Origin of the sequence: Haloarcula marina, assembly GCF_024218775.1 — an archaeon.
In the GTDB taxonomy this organism is placed as follows: domain Archaea; phylum Halobacteriota; class Halobacteria; order Halobacteriales; family Haloarculaceae; genus Haloarcula; species Haloarcula marina.
Map to the genome: position 1 here is coordinate 2,419,074 of NZ_CP100404.1, position 14,982 is coordinate 2,434,055.

General features: G+C 64.0%; 13 protein-coding genes and 1 tRNA gene. 9 read left to right on the forward strand and 5 right to left on the reverse strand.

Going from position 1 to position 14,982, the window contains the following annotated elements; genetic code table 11:
* Positions 1–54: 54 nt before the first annotated feature.
* Positions 55–384 (reverse strand): hypothetical protein, encoded by a 330-nt coding sequence (locus NJQ44_RS12695; protein WP_254271718.1) that lies wholly within the window; start codon positions 382–384, stop codon positions 55–57.
* Between the two features lie 124 nt (positions 385–508).
* On the opposite strand from NJQ44_RS12695, the gene NJQ44_RS12700 reads away from it, so the two are divergent.
* The 4 genes from NJQ44_RS12700 to NJQ44_RS12715 all read left to right on the forward strand — a co-directional run bounded on the left by NJQ44_RS12700 (position 509) and on the right by NJQ44_RS12715 (position 6,859).
* A complete protein-coding gene (locus tag NJQ44_RS12700; protein WP_254271719.1) occupies positions 509–1,003 on the forward strand; it encodes an Lrp/AsnC family transcriptional regulator in 495 nt (164 codons plus the stop codon).
* The gene (locus tag NJQ44_RS12705) at positions 1,000–2,145 is read left to right on the forward strand and encodes a pyridoxal phosphate-dependent aminotransferase (protein WP_254271720.1); all 1,146 of its coding nucleotides are present in this window, start codon (positions 1,000–1,002) and stop codon (positions 2,143–2,145) included. The genes NJQ44_RS12700 and NJQ44_RS12705 overlap by 4 nt, the downstream gene beginning before the upstream one ends.
* Positions 2,146–2,315: 170 nt before the next feature.
* The gene (locus tag NJQ44_RS12710) at positions 2,316–4,823 is read left to right on the forward strand and encodes a type II/IV secretion system ATPase subunit (RefSeq protein WP_254271721.1); all 2,508 of its coding nucleotides are present in this window, start codon (positions 2,316–2,318) and stop codon (positions 4,821–4,823) included.
* Entirely contained in the window at positions 4,820–6,859 is a 2,040-nt protein-coding gene (locus NJQ44_RS12715; RefSeq protein WP_254271722.1) for a type II secretion system F family protein, read from the forward strand. The genes NJQ44_RS12710 and NJQ44_RS12715 overlap by 4 nt, the downstream gene beginning before the upstream one ends.
* A 109-nt stretch (positions 6,860–6,968) precedes the next feature.
* On the opposite strand, the gene NJQ44_RS12720 is transcribed toward NJQ44_RS12715, so the two are convergent.
* Positions 6,969–7,040 (reverse strand) — tRNA-Ala (locus NJQ44_RS12720).
* Positions 7,041–7,302: 262 nt separating this feature from the next.
* Between NJQ44_RS12720 and NJQ44_RS12725 the strand changes: the two genes are divergently transcribed.
* The 5 genes from NJQ44_RS12725 to NJQ44_RS12745 are packed head-to-tail and all read left to right on the forward strand — an operon-like array spanning position 7,303 to position 10,664.
* Positions 7,303–7,869, forward strand: coding sequence for a DUF7287 family protein (locus tag NJQ44_RS12725; protein ID WP_254271723.1), 567 nt, complete (start codon positions 7,303–7,305; stop codon positions 7,867–7,869).
* Between the two features lies 1 nt (position 7,870).
* A complete protein-coding gene (locus NJQ44_RS12730; RefSeq protein ID WP_254271724.1) occupies positions 7,871–8,458 on the forward strand; it encodes a DUF7288 family protein in 588 nt (195 codons plus the stop codon).
* Positions 8,446–9,459 (forward strand): DUF7261 family protein, encoded by a 1,014-nt coding sequence (locus NJQ44_RS12735; RefSeq protein WP_254271725.1) that lies wholly within the window; start codon positions 8,446–8,448, stop codon positions 9,457–9,459. Before NJQ44_RS12730 ends, NJQ44_RS12735 begins: the two co-directional genes overlap by 13 nt.
* Positions 9,452–9,907 (forward strand): DUF7266 family protein, encoded by a 456-nt coding sequence (locus NJQ44_RS12740; protein ID WP_254271726.1) that lies wholly within the window; start codon positions 9,452–9,454, stop codon positions 9,905–9,907. Before NJQ44_RS12735 ends, NJQ44_RS12740 begins: the two co-directional genes overlap by 8 nt.
* A complete protein-coding gene (locus NJQ44_RS12745; RefSeq protein WP_254271727.1) occupies positions 9,900–10,664 on the forward strand; it encodes a DUF7289 family protein in 765 nt (254 codons plus the stop codon). The genes NJQ44_RS12740 and NJQ44_RS12745 overlap by 8 nt, the downstream gene beginning before the upstream one ends.
* A gap of 13 nt (positions 10,665–10,677) precedes the next feature.
* Here NJQ44_RS12745 and NJQ44_RS12750 read toward each other — a convergent pair whose 3' ends face one another.
* From NJQ44_RS12750 to NJQ44_RS12760, 3 genes are all read right to left on the reverse strand, one after another.
* Complete coding sequence (locus tag NJQ44_RS12750; RefSeq protein WP_254271728.1) at positions 10,678–12,438, reverse strand: polymer-forming cytoskeletal protein; 1,761 nt, start codon at positions 12,436–12,438, stop codon at positions 10,678–10,680.
* 128 nt (positions 12,439–12,566) lie between these two features.
* Positions 12,567–14,315: a DUF7289 family protein gene (locus NJQ44_RS12755; RefSeq protein WP_254271729.1), complete on the reverse strand. Its 1,749-nt coding sequence runs from the start codon at positions 14,313–14,315 to the stop codon at positions 12,567–12,569.
* Positions 14,316–14,400: 85 nt separating this feature from the next.
* Complete coding sequence (locus NJQ44_RS12760) at positions 14,401–14,958, reverse strand: DUF4382 domain-containing protein (protein ID WP_254271730.1); 558 nt, start codon at positions 14,956–14,958, stop codon at positions 14,401–14,403.
* Between the last annotated feature and the right edge of the window lie 24 nt (positions 14,959–14,982).

A 14,982-nucleotide genomic window follows, 5' to 3' on the forward strand; every position in this document is an offset into this window, starting at 1 on the left:
GTGCGTCACCGGCCAGTCACGCGCCGGTCCGCGCGCGCCGCCGTCACGTCCCGGTCACTCCTCGCCCACTCGCGCGTCGACGGCGGCGTCGAACGCCAGCGCGGCCTGATACACGTCCGTCGACGTATCGGCGCTGAAGACGGCTTCCTCGCCCTCCTCGGCGTGTTTCTCCAGAAACCCCATCTCGACGAGGTGGCCCAGCGTGCCGTCGAGATACAGCGTCTTCAACGGGACCCCGGCCTCGTCGCTCAGTTCCGTCTTCGTGTACGTCTCCGCCGGGTCGAGACGGAGGACGGCGTCGATGACCGCTGGCGCGTCGTCGTGTGACGCGACGTGTGCCCACCCCGTGTCCGGTTCCGCGTCGTCCGTGACGTCCTCGAACATCACGCTCCCCGAAGGTCCCCATCCAATTAAATCATCGCGTCGGCCCCAGAACCGAACGCGGACGTGTGGTACTAACTCCCACCATTGAGCAAGGCTTTTGTCCGCCACCGCCCGCCACCACTGTATGAGCAGTCGCCGCGAGATTCTGCACCTGTTGCGTGAGAACGCCCGCTACACCACCGAAGACCTCGCCCACATGACCGACTTCAGCGAGAGCGAAGTCGAGGCCATCGTCGAGGAGTTCGAGGACGCCGGAGTCATCCGCGGCTATCAGGCCGTCGTCGACTGGGGCGCGGTGGAAACCGACGAGGAGCGAGTGCGAGCGACCGTCGAGTTGAACGTCGCCTTAGACCGCGAGACGAACTACAGCGACATCGCCGACCGCGTCGCGAAGTTCCCCGAGGTCACGTCGCTCCGGTTGGTCAGCGGCGACTACGACTTCGACCTCGAAGTCGAGGGCGACTCGATGCGCGAAGTCTCGCATTTCATCAGCGACAAAATCGCCCCCATCCCCGAGATTACCCAGACGGTGACCCACTACATCATGGACTCCTACAAGGAACAGGGGATGACCTTCGACGACCACGACGACGACGATAGGCTCTCCGTCTCGCCATGACGTTCGAGCCAGCAGACCGGGTCGACGCGGTCCCACCGTCGGGTATCCGCCGCTTCTTCGAGTTGGCCGAGGAGATGGACGACATCATCTCCCTCGGGGTCGGGGAACCGGACTTCTCCGCGCCGTGGGCCGCCCGCGAGGCGGCCATCACGTCGCTCGAACGCGGCCAGACCTCCTATACCGCCAACCGCGGGAAGCGGGAACTGCGCGAGCGAATCGCCCGCTACGAGGACACGCGCCACGACCTCACCTACGACCCCGACGACGAGATTCTGGTCACCGCGGGCGCGAGCGAAGGGCTAGACTTGGCGTTTCGGGCGCTGTTGAACCCCGGCGACAGCATCGCCGTCGCTCAGCCGTGTTACGTCTCGTACGTCCCCGGCGCAATCTTCGCGGGCGTCGACGTGGTCGACGTGCCCACCCGCGTCGAAGACGAGTTCAAACTCACGCGCGAGGTGCTGGAGGAATCCGGCGCGGCCGAGGCCGACGCGCTGGTCTACTGCTACCCGAACAACCCGACGGGCGCGACGATGACCGGCGAGGAACTCCGGGACGTGGCCGCGTTCTGCCGCGAGAACGACCTCGTCGTGTTCGCGGACGAGATTTACGCGGACCTCACGTACGAGCACGACCACACCTCCATCGCGACGTTACCCGGGATGCGCGAGCGAACCGTCGTGTTCAACGGCTTCTCGAAGGCGTTCGCGATGACCGGGTTCCGCCTCGGCTACGCGATGGGACCGCCGGAGGCGATTACCGCGATGAACCGCATCCACCAGTACACGATGCTCTCCGCGCCGACGACGGCCCAGCACGCCGCCATCGAGGCGCTCGACAACTGCTGGGAGGACGTGACAGAGATGACCACGCAGTACGACCGCCGCCGGAACTACGTCCTCTCGCGGTTCGAAGACATGGGTCTGGAGTGTTTCCCCGCCGCGGGGGCCTTCTACGCGTTCCCCGAGTGTCCGTGGGACGACGCGAGCGAGTTCGCCGAGGCGTTACTCCAGTCCGAGGGCGTCGCCGTCGTCCCCGGGACGGCCTTCGGCGAGGGCGGCGCGGGCCACCTCCGCATCTCCTACGCGACGGGATTAGACGACCTCAAAGAGGCGATGAATCGGATGGAGTCGTTCCTCGACTGACGAGAAACGTAACAAACTGGTCGTCAACTGCATCGTATCCGCCGAAAGTTTGAGTACCGACGATGCTGTAGCTCTGGCAAATCATGTTGGGATGTGGCATACACCCCGGTACCCGACGGGGGCAAGTATCGGCAAAAGACTTTTTCACGCACTAAAGCAGATGAACACCAATGGCAATTGATGACCAAGGGGGGTCTGGCGGTGAGGAGGTCGGTAGTGGGGGACCGACCGGCACGTCCGCCGCCGTCGGCGAGTACACGTGGGACGACCTGCGCCGAGAGTTCCACGACGGCGGCCGCTTCGACCGGAGCGAGTACCTCGGCTTCGAGCCGCGGCGACTCGACGAGAAACTGGAAGACGCGGCCAGCGCCGCGCTGACGCTGAACCGGCCGTTCGAGGAGTACCTCGACCCGGCGACGACCCCGGTCACGAAGGGCACCTACACGTGGGAGCACTTCAAGCAAGAGTACTACTACAACGACGACGGGAGTAGGCCCCGCGACGGCGAGGGCGAACTCGTCCCGTTCGACGCCGAGGACCACCTCGGGTTCGACCCCGACCACACAGAGAACAAACTCTCTCACGCGGAAAATATCGCCAGCGAACTGGACGCGTTCGTCGACGAACACACGGTCGACGTCAACCCAGAACTGGACGAAGACGAGTTCTTCTCGACGCGCGAGGGCCACACCACCGTCGTCAACCGCTACGACCTGGAGCGGGCCGTCCCGCAGACGAAGAAAACCCACTTCAAGGAACTCGAACGCTACTGGGTCAACAAGCCCTACGCCTGCGTCGTCATCTTCCACTCCCGAAAGGAGAACGAGAAGAAGTACTACATCGTCGAACCGCACCTCAACCCCATCGAGGGCGACCTGAAGGAGTTCCTCTCCGGAAAGCTCAAAACCGCTATCAAGTACTCCGAGGACGACGTCATCGTTCAAGGCACCGACGCCGACCGCGCGCAGGTCATCCAACGCGAGGCCGAGCAACTGCTCTCGCGGTACGACCTCTACGATGGGACCGTCGGCGGCGGTGGCGGCGGTGGCGGCGGCATCATCGACCAACTGAAGGACGCGCTGGACATCGGAGACCAGAGCGAACCGGAGGCGGCGGGACAACTCACCGGCATCGCCGCCCGCCCGGAACCCGCCATCATCGAGGACGACCCCTCGACGCTCAACGAGTATCAGGTCGATAAACTGCTGTACATGCTGAAGCGGGACTTCATCGGCTACGCCCGCATCGACGCCATCAAGCACGACATCAACGTCGAGGACGTGTCCTGTGACGGCTACAACTCCCGCGTGTTCGTCTATCACACCGACTACGAGCAGATTATCTCCAACGCCGAACACGGGAAGACGGAACTCGACGACTTCGTCGTCAAACTCGCTCAGCGCTCCGGGAAGGGTATCTCGAAGCGCCAACCGCAGGTCGACGCCACGCTCCCGGACGGGTCACGCGCCCAGTTGACGCTCGGCCGGGAAGTCTCGGACCACGGGACCAACTACACCATCCGCCAGTTCAAGGACGTGCCGTTTACGCCCATCGACCTCATCAACTGGAACACGTTCTCGCTCGACGAGATGGCGTTCCTCTGGCTCTGTATCGAGAACCACAAGTCGCTCATCTTCGCGGGCGGCACGGCGTCCGGGAAGACCACCAGCCTGAACGCCGTCTCGCTGTTCATCCCCTCGAACTCGAAAATCGTCTCCATCGAGGACACCCGCGAGGTGGAACTCCCACAGCGGAACTGGGTCGCGAGCGTCACCCGCCCGTCCTTCGGCGAGGACGACACCGGCGACGTCGACGAGTTCGACTTACTGGAGGCCGCGCTCCGACAACGCCCCGACTACATCGTCATGGGTGAGATTCGCGGCGAGGAAGGGCGCACCCTGTTTCAGGTCATGTCGACTGGCCACACCACGTACACCACCTTCCACGCCGACTCCGTCGGCGAGGTCATCAAGCGCTTTACCACCGAACCCATCAACGTCTCGAAGACGCTCTTTACGGCGCTTGACTTGGTGTCGATTCAGACTCAGACCCGGGTCGACGGCAACAAAGTCCGGCGGAACAAGTCGCTCACCGAAATCAACGAGTACTCCGCCGAGAACGACGAAATCAACGTCCGTGACGTGTACGAGTGGCGCGCCGAGACGGACGAGTACATCCAGATGGGCAACTCCAACACCCTCGAAGAGGTCAAGTTCGACCGCGGGTGGACCCAGGAGAAACTCGACGAGGAACTGTTCAAGCGGAAAGTCGTCCTCGCGTACCTCATCGAACAGGGCCTGAACACGTACACGCAGGTGGCCGCGACGATTCAGGCGTTCATCAACGACCCCGAGACGATTCTGACGCTCATCGCCAACGACCAACTCGAGCGCTCGCTCGAAGACCTGCGGGAGATGGAGTCCGTCAAGATAAACATCGACCCCGAGAAGGAGGAGATGGTTCCGCGACCCGACGCGCCGCCGGAGATGGTCGAGGAGACGAAGGCGGTGCTGGACAACGCTGGCCGCCTCTTCGAGCGGTTCACCAGCGGCGACACCTCCGACATCGTCTCCGCGCTGATGGACGGCGATATGGTCGCCGAGTCGGGCGACGACGACGACGACGTCGGCTTCGGTCAGTTCGTCCCCAAGGCCGGGAAGGAGGCAGATAGCGGATGAGCCTCGATACGACCGGCCAGCAACAACTCGGGAGCGGCGGCACTCTCGGTGACGCCTTCTACCCGGCCTACCAGATGCTGTTCGACGAGGAGGGCGACTTCGTCGACAGCGTCGAGCGGAAACTCGCCGAGGCGCGGATGGCCGACAACGTCGAGATGTTCCTCGCCCGCGCGCTCGCCGTCGGCGTCATCGCCGGACTCGCGCTGTGGCTTGTCGGGACCCTCCTGGGGTATCTCATCGTCAGTCTCCTCTTTTCGGGGACGGAAGGGCCGACGTTTATCGGCGTCGTCATCCAGAACGAGGCGGTGCTGTCGGTCATCGACGCGCTGAAGATACCGTTCCTGATTCTCGTGACCGGCATCGTCTTCGGCGCTATCGGCTTCGGCATCGGGTTCGGGTCCCTCGTCTCGATTCCGTACTTCCGGTCGAGCGCCCGCGAACGCGAGATAAACATCCTGCTCTCGGACGCCATCTCCTTCATGTACGCCCTCTCCGTCGGCGGCCTGAACCAACTGGAGATTCTCCAGTCGATGGCCCAGGCCGAGGACACCTACGGCGAGGTGGCCCGGGAGTTCCAGTCCATCGTCTTAGAGACGGAGTACTTCGACACCGACTACCGGACGGCGGTGCGGAATCAGGCCCTCGAAACCCCCTCCGACGAACTCTCGCAGTTCCTGACGGACATGCTCTCCATCATCAACTCCGGCGGGGACATGACCTCCTTCCTCGAAGACCAGAAGGAGAAGCACATGCGGACCGCCCGGCAGGAACAGGAGAAGATGCTAGAGACGCTAGAACTGTTCGGCGAGATGTACATGACCCTCTCGCTGTTCCCCCTCCTCCTCATCATCATCCTCGTCATCATGTCGATGATGGGCAACGCCCAGCAGACCCTCATCTACGGGACGGTCTACGGCCTCATCCCGCTCACCGGGATGGCGTTCCTGGTGTTGGTGTCGACGGTCACCCAGGACTCTATCGGCGACGGCTACCTCCGGCCGAACGCCGACGAAGACGAAGTGGTCGTCGACGAGGGCATCGGCGTGTTCAACCTCGGACTGGTCGAGCAGTACACCGGAACCTACAGCGTCTTCGACCGCGTGAAAAACCGCGAGGGGACCTACGAACTCGTCCAGATTCTGAAACAGCCCCACCTGTTCTTCCGCGACCATCCGCTTCTGGTCCTCGGTCTCACCGTCCCGCTATCGATTCTGGCGCTCGTCGTCGCCATCGTCCTCGGTTGGGCCCCGCTCTCGCTCGACGGGATGATTTCGAACCCGGTGTCCGGGACGTTCTTCTGGGTGTACGTGCCGATGTACATCAACTTCGTCCCGCTGACCGTCTTCTACGAGTGGAACGTCCGCTCGCGGAAGGCCATCATCGGCAACCTCTCGGAGAACCTGCGCAAACTCGCCTCGGCGAACGACACCGGGATGACCCTCTTGGAGTCCATCAAGGTCGTCTCCGAAACGTCGGCGGGGAAGCTCTCCGACGAGTTCGAGACGATGCACGCGAAGGTGAACTACGGAACCAGCCTGAAAAACGCCTTCCGCGAGTTCAACAACAAGTACCACGTCCCCCGACTCGCCCGGACGGTGAAGCTCATCGCCGAGGCCCAGGAGGCGTCGAGTCAGATTCAGGACGTGCTCTCGACGGCCGCCCAAGCCTCCGAGAATCAGGACGACATCGAGCGCGAGCGCAAGTCCCGAACCCGAATGCAGACGGTCATCATCATCATGACCTACCTCACCCTGCTGGGCGTGATGGCGCTACTGAAGACGCAGTTCCTCGACGTGATGTCCGGCCTCGCCTCGCAGGCGTCGGGCGCGGGTGGGTCCGGTGCGACCGGTGGGAGCTTCGGCGGGAACGTCGACGTGGAACTCCTCTCGATGCTGTTCTTCCACGCCGTCACCCTCCAAGCGCTCCTCTCGTCGTTCATCGCGGGCTACATCCGCGAAGTGAAGTTAATCGCGGGCGTCAAGTTCGCCGTCATCCTCTCGACCATCGCCCTCGTGGTGTGGATGGCCGTCGGGTGACGGCGACTCCATCTCGGGTTTCCTACCGGGGCCGTGACAGCCGACTCGTGCGAAACCGGCGGACTCGAAGCGTACTGCTGATTCCCTCACCACGGCGTGAAAAGACAAATGGACTCGCCGGGATTTGAACCCGGGGCCTCTCCCATGCCAAGGGAGTGATCTACCCCTGATCTACGAGCCCTCGCTGCAATACAGCGTATCCGACGCCCTTTCTTAAACCCATCGAACCGACACCGACGTGGTAGGCGCTCCCGTCTCACGGTTGCCGGGGAAACTGCCACAATGGATAAGGGTATCCAGTGCGACTCCCCTTCAGGTACCGCCCCAGGGAACGGCGGTAGGGGAAACATGGACCGTAGGGACACAGGCGATGGACAATTGGGACGCCATCAGCGTCGGCGTCGTGACCGCTCGATGTCGCCGTCGCTGGAGGAGCGGCACTGATGCGGGGGCAGACGACGCTGGATTTCGCTATCGGGATGAGTCTCTTTCTCGCGGTGTTGGTGTTCGTCTTTCTGTTCGTTCCCGGTCTACTGTCGCCGTTTACCGAGGGGGCACAGGAGGAGACGGTGACGACGAATCGCGTGGCCGACCAGTTGTCGAAGTCGATGCTGGGGTCGCCGCGGCGGCCGCAGACGCTCGATACGCACTGTACGGTGACGTTCTTCGAGCATACCGCACCGGCACCCGACCGATGTCGGTTCACGTACGAGTCGAGTGTCGAGGCCCAATTGGGACTCGACGCCGCGCGGCAGAACGTCAACATCACTCTCCGGGGGAACGTGACGGACGGTGGCATCGAGGACGAGATACTCTGCTGGGACGGCGGCGATGGAACGCTCGTCAATGCGACGGACACCGGCAGCGGGCCAGCAGGCTGTGACGACGGCAACGACGTCGTCCTGACGAGAGGAGATGCACCGCCGACGGCGAACGACGATTCCGTGACGGCGCTTCGGGTAGCGCTGCTCGACGGGCAAGACGTGACGATGTACGTGGAGATGTGGTGAGATGCGAGGGCAAGCACACACGCTGGAAGCCGTCGTCGCCGGATTGCTGTTGCTCGCCAGTCTGGTGTTCGCGCTCCAGATGACGACGGTGACGCCGCTATCTGCGAGTACCTCCAGCCAGCACATCGAGAATCAGCAAGAGGCCACCGGGCAGGGCGTCCTCGCGGCGGCGGCGGCCAAAGACGGCCTGAAACCGGCCGTGCTGTACTGGAACAACAGTACCGCGCAGTTCCACGACACGAACGAGAACCTCGGGTACTACACGAACGGGCCGCCGAACAACACGCTGGGACGGATGTTGGAGCGGTCGTTCGACCAGCGCGGCATCGCGTACAACGTCTACTTCCGGTTTCAGAGCGCCGACGGTGAGATGCTCACGCGACGGTACATCTACAGCGGCGTCCCGAGCGACAACGCCGTCCAGGCAAGTCACACGGTCATGCTCACCGACGACGACCACCTCTACAACCCCGACGAGACCCGGAACGTGACGAACCTGACTTCGGGCGGCATCACTTACCCCGTGCCGGACATCGGACGGAACACGTTCAACACGGTGTCGGTGGAGGTGGTCGCGTGGCGAATCTGAGCGGCGACGACCGGGGGCAGATAATCCTCATCGCCGCGTTCGCGCTCGCGGTGACGTTCGTCGCGCTGGCGCTGGTCGTCAACTCCGCAATCTTCACCGAGAACCTCGCCAGTCGGGGCGAGACGGCCGGGAGCGACGACGCGCTGGCGGTCAGAGCGATGGCCGAGGCCAACGTCGGCGAGGCAATCGAGGCGACGAACTACTACAACGACTCCAGCGAGTCCGAACTCGAAGACGGCCTGCGGGCGGGTATCAGGAACGTCAGTACACAGGCGGAGCGCCAGCAGGTGACGAGCGGCGCCCTCACCACCGTCACGTACGACAGTCACAGGGACGGGGCGCGCATCGTGCAGAACGACTCGTCGCAGTTTCTGGACGTGACTGACTCCACCGGCGACTTCACGCTCGTCAGCGGTGTCGAGCGCGTCAACGGTGGGAACGGAACCCGTGCGTTCCGGATGAACATCACCGACAGCGCCACAACGAACGGGTCCGCGTTGGAGGTGACCGTCCAGCGAGAGTTCGCCACCGGCAACGAGGATAGCTGGCGCATGAACGTTTGGAACACGTCGGGCGACCGGACCATCCACGTCCGCACCATCCGCAACGACGGCGGTACGGTCGCCGTAGAAGAATGTACCGTCGAGAGCACCGGCACGTCCGTGCACGTCGACGTGACAAGCGGAACCGTCGAGGGCGAACCGTGTTCCGCGCTCCGACGGACCGCGACGGGGTCGAACTTCTGGTTCGGTGCGGGGACCGGCGCGAGTCCCACGACGAGTTACAGCATCAGCTTCGAGAACGGTTCCTCGACCGTCGGCAACTACTCGATGGTCGTCCTCGAATCGGGGCTCAGTTTCGGCGGTCTCGGGGGGCTCTTCTCGGATCAGCCACGCCACGTTGCCGCAATCTACGACGCGCGCGTTCGCTACACGTACACGACCGACGCCATGGAGTACGCGACAGACGTTCGGGTCGCCCCGGGTGAGCCTCGTGAGTAGCCGCGCCGTCTCGACGACGCTGAGTTACACGCTCTCGCTGACCATCGCGACGATACTGGTGAGCGGGCTCCTCATCGCCGGAACCGGGTTCGTCGACGGGCAGCGCGAACAGGTCATCAGGGACGAACTCACCGTCATCGGCGAGCAGTTGGCGGCCGACGTCACGCGGGTCGACAGACTGGTGACCGCCGCCGACAGCACCGGGTCGGACCTGGACGTGCATTTGAATCAGACCTTCCCCGAACGCGTGACCGGGAGCGAGTACCGGGTGACGCTCGACAGCGGGAACGACCGCCTCCGACTCCGCTCTGTGGACCCCGAGGTAACGGTCGATATCCCGCTCCGACACACCACCGGCCTCGGTGACTCGACGGCCGACGGGGGGACGATACAGATAACCTACGCCGACCCCGGTGGCGGGTACAGGATGGTGATACGCGATGTCTGAGCGCGCCGTCAGCGAGGTGCTGAGTTTCATACTCGTGTTCAGCCTCATCGTCGGTTCGATTGCCCTCGTTTCGGTGAGCGGCCTCGGGACCCTCGAAGACGCGAAGAACGCGGAACAACTGGAAAACGCCGAACGGGCCTTCGACGTGCTGAGCGACAACGTCGCCGACCTCCACAAGCGGGGCGCGCCGAGTCGCGCGACCGAGATGAGCCTCGGGGACGCGCAGTTGCGCACCGGGGATAACGTCACCGTCAACGTCTCCGTGTATCGGGACGACGGCGACGACGCTCCGGAGAACACGACCGTCACGAAGATTCGACCGCTCGTCTATGAGGGGAATCAGGACCGGACGCTGACGTACGAGGCGGGCGCAGTCTTCCGGCAGAACCCCGACGGCGGCCTCGTGGTCAGCGGCCCGCCGCTGGTGGCGAACGGCGACCGGATGCTCGTCAACGTCGTCGCGCTGAACTCGCCGAACATCGAGAGCCTCGGCGGAACCACGGTTCTGGTCCGGGCCAACCGTCGCTCCTCGAACGCGACGGTTCGTGACACTACCGGGCAGGTCAAGCGAGTCAACGTCACGTTCACTGACACCGGCCGCTCGACGCTGTGGGCGCAGTACTTCGAGTCGGAGGGGTTCGTCTGTGACGACCCCGCCGGGAACGAGGTGGAGTGTTCGTTCGGCCTGAACACCGGGACGAACATCGACCGCGTCTACGTCGTCGTCCACGACATCGCAGTGGCAATCGACCGTTGACGCGGAGGGCGGCTCACTTGCTCGTCACGTTGATTCGATTCTCCGAGACGTGGAGGTAGGTCAGTCTGATGATGTTGGTGTTCGCCGGGACGGCGCGGGACTGTTTCAGCGCGAGGTCGTAGTGGACCAACGCGCCGTTGTCCATCTCGACGCTGCCGGCGACGACGCCGCCGAACACCTCGGACTTGCCGACGTATATCTCGCTGGACCCGGTCTGTCCGGCCGGGGCGTAGATGACGCCTTCGAAGCGGGGCCGGGGCGACCCCGATCCACTGAGACGTGCGGTGAAGTCCGACTGGCCGTACATCCAGAACTGCGTGGAGTTCTCGTCGTCCGCGATGTCGACGCTCCCGGCGGAGTTCGGGATGGAGAAGTGGGCATTCGCCGTCGGGTGAACGTCCTCGCCGAGGACGAACAGTCGGACGGTATCGTCGCCGATGACCTCGATGTCGGCCCCTTCTTGAATACGGACGTAGTCGCGGACGCCGATGGTCAAGTTGCCCCCTGACGTGTCCAGCGTGAGCGTGTCGTCGTCGTCCACAGTGAGGTCCGTGAAGTAGTAGTCGCCGCTACTGAGGGTGTGGTCGCCGTCTTCGAGGCGGTTTCCGGCGGTGAAGGCGCTGCTCTCGGCCGCGTTGTCGTTGGTGCTGCTGAGGTTGTCGACTGTCCCGCTCACGTAGCCGTCGATTGCGTTGGCACCTTCGACGCCGCTAATCTGGTCGACGTTGCCGTACACCGTCCCCTTGATTTTCTTGCTCGTGGTGTAGTTCACGTCGCCCGTCACGATACCGCTACCTTTCACCTCGACGCGGTCGCCCGAGGTGAGCGAGCCGTCGATTTCGCTGTTGCCGGTGACGATGATGTCGCCAGCGGTCGTAATCGTCCCCGACGAACCGAGCGTGCTCGCGTAGTCACCTTGCGAGGAGTTGTAGCTGTTCGTTCGGGCGGGGTCGCTCCCGCTCCCGGAGAGGCGTATCTCGCCGCCAGCGGACGTCGCGGCGATGGCGCTGTCGACCTCACGCGGCCCCGTGGGAACCACGAGCGTCGTCGTCACCGTGTCGTTCTCGTGGTCGTAGTACGCGTTGCCGTCGGTTCGCTGTTCGAAAAACCGGCCCCACGACTGGTAGTACTCGCTCGTGACGCTGACGTTGACGATACCGTTTTCCAACGGGTTCATCCGGTCGGCGGTGGCGTTGGGATAGAGGCGCGTCGTCCCGTTCGCAGAGACGGTGGCCCTGTCGCCGAGCGAGCGGTCGCCACGGACCGTAATCAACGGGAGCGTCAGCGTCGCGTCGCGGTAGTAGAACTCCGGCGGCGACACCATCAGCGTCCCCCCGCCCGACCGCATCCAGACGCCCCCGCCCTGATACACGACGCGGTCCTCGCCGTTCTCGTAGACGATAGCGCCGAGCGAGACGTTCAGCAACGTCGTCGTCGTCGCTGGCGACACCGACGTATTGACGATACTGATGTTCATCCGGCCCGCGTCCGGTTCGACGCTGTATCTCGTCCGTTCCGTGCCTGAGAGGGCTATCTGCTGGTTGCTCGCAGACCCGAGAGCCACGAGCGACGCCTGCGAGTCGAGTTGGGTCATCACCTTCTCGGAGCGCGACCTGTCGAGGCCGGACTCGGCGTCGGTCAGCGCCGTCGCTCCGAGAACGACTACGACCGTCGACCCGACGATGACCAGACTCAAGACGAGCAACAGTCCCAGCGGGGCCGACTGCGCCCGTTGCTGCCGCTGGTCGTCACCCCGACCCGAAAGCGCACGCATTGTCTACAGTTAGATATCACATATGATAAATGCGGCGGCCAAGTGTAAATTGCGAAACAGCAAACCCCGTCATCTCGGACACGGGGAACTGAAAGGCCAGCGTCCTCTTGAATCGAGCGCGGGGAGAGTCAGTCCTCGAACTCGATGACGTTCTCAGAGATGTGAACGTACGTGATTCGGGCGACGCTGGCGTCTCGGCTCACTATCTGTTCCTCTTCGAGGGCCTGGTCGTAGTGGATTCGCCCCTGCGTCCGGATGAACACGTCGCCGGAGACGATGCCGCCGTAGACGTCGCCGTGGGTGACCTCGAACCCGCCCGGCGCACCGCCGCCCACGGGGGCCCAGATAACACCGGTGAACTCGCCGTCGTCGACGGAGGCGTTCAGCGTGTCGTTGCCGTACACCCGCAGTTGCGGGGCGTCGTTACCGGGGACGACGACCTCCCCGTCGTCGTGGATTCTGAGCCCCACGTTTCGCCATCCGGTGCTCACCTTCCCGTCGCTCGGGTTCGCCCCCATCGTCCGGACGTAGAGACGGACCACGTTGTCCCCGGTGACCTCGATTTCCCCCTCAACGTCGACGTACTCGTCGACGGCGATTGTCACGTCACCGCCGCTGGTGTCGAGTGTGAGGGTGTCGTCCTCGTCCACGGTGAGGTCGGCGAAGTGGTAGCTCCCGGTCGTGAGCGTGTGGTCGCCATCGGCGAGACGGTCACCGCCGGTGATGGCGCTCCCCGCGGCGGCGTTGTCGTTGTCGTCGGCGATTTCGCGGCCTTTGGCGCCCACGATGTCGTTGATTCGCGACTGCGTCTGCACGCCGGAAATCTGGGTCGCACTGTCGTACGAGGCAGCGCCGCTGGCGCTGAAACTGTCGGTCCAGTAGATGTCGCCGTTGATGTCGGCGTTACCCGTGATATCCACCACGCCGCCCGAACGGATGTCGCCGTTGAAGTTCGCGTTCCCCTGATAGTCGACGTCGCCACCGAACGTGATGTTCCCGTTGTTCCCCGTCGACCCGGGGTATTGGGCGCAGTAATCGCCCGGTTTCGAGGAGTTGTAGCTGTCGGTGTATATCTTATCGCCGGCACCGCCACAGGGCGTCCCGCCGTTGCCCTGCACCGAGAGGTCACCGGAGGATAGGCCAGCGACGGCCGACTGCACGCGCGTCTGCCCGATTGGCGTCACGAGGTCGATAGTCACGCGGTCGTTGGCGTGGTCGTAGGACACCTCGCCGTCGGTGCGTGTCTCGAAGTACCGCCCCCAGGCCTTGTAGTAGGCACTGTCGACGGTGACGACGATAGTGCCGTCGCGAATCGGGTTAGTCACGTCGACGTTGTCGTGAGCGGTCCGTCGAATCGACGCTCGGTCGCTGAGCGAGTCGTCGCCCTCGACAGAGATAATCGGAAGCGTCAGCGTCGCGTTCCGGTAGTGGAACTCCGGCGGCGACACCATCACCGACCCGTTGTCCGTCTTGCGCCAGACGCCGCCGCCCTGATAGGCCAGCGACGTCGACGTTCCGCTGGTCTGTACCGTCCCCAGCGACCTGTCGACGAGCGTTGTCGTCGTCCCGGTCTTCTCGTGTTCGATGCGAATCGACCCCGCGCTCTCGTCGACGACGTAGTCCGCACCGGAGGCACTCGGGAGGACGACGGACTGGGCGTCCGTGTTTCCGAGGGCCACCAGCGCGGCCTGCGAGTCGAGTTGGGTCATCGCCTTCTGTGACCGCTGGTCTTCGAGGCCCGCTTGCGTCGTCGTGATGGCACCGACACCGAGCGCAAGCACCGCTGTCGTCCCGAGAATCATCACCGCGAAGACCAGCGCCATCCCGAGCGGTGCGCTCTGCCCCCGTTCCCCTGGTAGTACACGACCCAACCCCATCTTCCGACAAGGTTCTGACGCCGCGAACATAAATCGACCGGGCTGGCTATCAATCGTGGTAGCAGTCGCGAGCGACGGGCCGCGACTATCCTTCGAACGTCACCGTGGGCACGTCGAGCGCGGTCAGTCGATAGCGATGGGTGTCGGTCTGCTGGACGGGACGAAGCATCGTCACGTAACGCGTCGTCCCCCGGGTCTGAATCTCGAACGCACGGTTGAACTTCATCGCACCGCCCTCCAGCGCGGTGACTTTCGCCATCTTCCCGCCTTCGAGCGTCGCGTCGACGGACCCGACCGTGAGTTTCAGGTACGCGTACGGCCCCGACGCGATGGATTGTTCGTGGACCAGAGCGGTCTCCCCGTCGGTCAGACCGACGAGGTCGACCGTCTTGCCACCGGCCTCGAAGACGAGTTCGTCAGCCCTGTGTTCCTCTGTCGCTGTCGCCGACGCCGCCGGAAGGACGCGTATCTCGCGAACGCTGACGACGAAGGATTCGAACGCCTCGAAGTCCGAGCCACGAGCGCCGACAGCGGTGGCGAGGGTCCCCATCGGGCCGTTCTGCGAACAGCCACCCAGACCCGCACCGACCCCGAGGGCAGTGGCGCTCCCGACTCCCCGACGGAGGAACGCTCGTCTGTCCATGCACCCCACTGGCGACACCGATAC

Bases quoted from the DNA above. Each gene is read 5' to 3' on its own strand.
- NJQ44_RS12725 (WP_254271723.1), top strand. From the start codon at position 7,303: ATGCGGGGGCAGACGACGCTGGATTTCGCTATCGGGATGAGTCTCTTT.
- NJQ44_RS12695 (WP_254271718.1), bottom strand. From the start codon at position 384: ATGTTCGAGGACGTCACGGACGACGCGGAACCGGACACGGGGTGGGCA.
- NJQ44_RS12745 (WP_254271727.1), top strand. From the start codon at position 9,900: ATGTCTGAGCGCGCCGTCAGCGAGGTGCTGAGTTTCATACTCGTGTTC.
- NJQ44_RS12760 (WP_254271730.1), bottom strand. From the start codon at position 14,958: ATGGACAGACGAGCGTTCCTCCGTCGGGGAGTCGGGAGCGCCACTGCC.
- NJQ44_RS12710 (WP_254271721.1), top strand. From the start codon at position 2,316: ATGGCAATTGATGACCAAGGGGGGTCTGGCGGTGAGGAGGTCGGTAGT.
- NJQ44_RS12755 (WP_254271729.1), bottom strand. From the start codon at position 14,315: ATGGGGTTGGGTCGTGTACTACCAGGGGAACGGGGGCAGAGCGCACCG.
- NJQ44_RS12715 (WP_254271722.1), top strand. From the start codon at position 4,820: ATGAGCCTCGATACGACCGGCCAGCAACAACTCGGGAGCGGCGGCACT.
- NJQ44_RS12730 (WP_254271724.1), top strand. From the start codon at position 7,871: ATGCGAGGGCAAGCACACACGCTGGAAGCCGTCGTCGCCGGATTGCTG.
- NJQ44_RS12700 (WP_254271719.1), top strand. From the start codon at position 509: ATGAGCAGTCGCCGCGAGATTCTGCACCTGTTGCGTGAGAACGCCCGC.
- NJQ44_RS12750 (WP_254271728.1), bottom strand. From the start codon at position 12,438: ATGCGTGCGCTTTCGGGTCGGGGTGACGACCAGCGGCAGCAACGGGCG.
- NJQ44_RS12705 (WP_254271720.1), top strand. From the start codon at position 1,000: ATGACGTTCGAGCCAGCAGACCGGGTCGACGCGGTCCCACCGTCGGGT.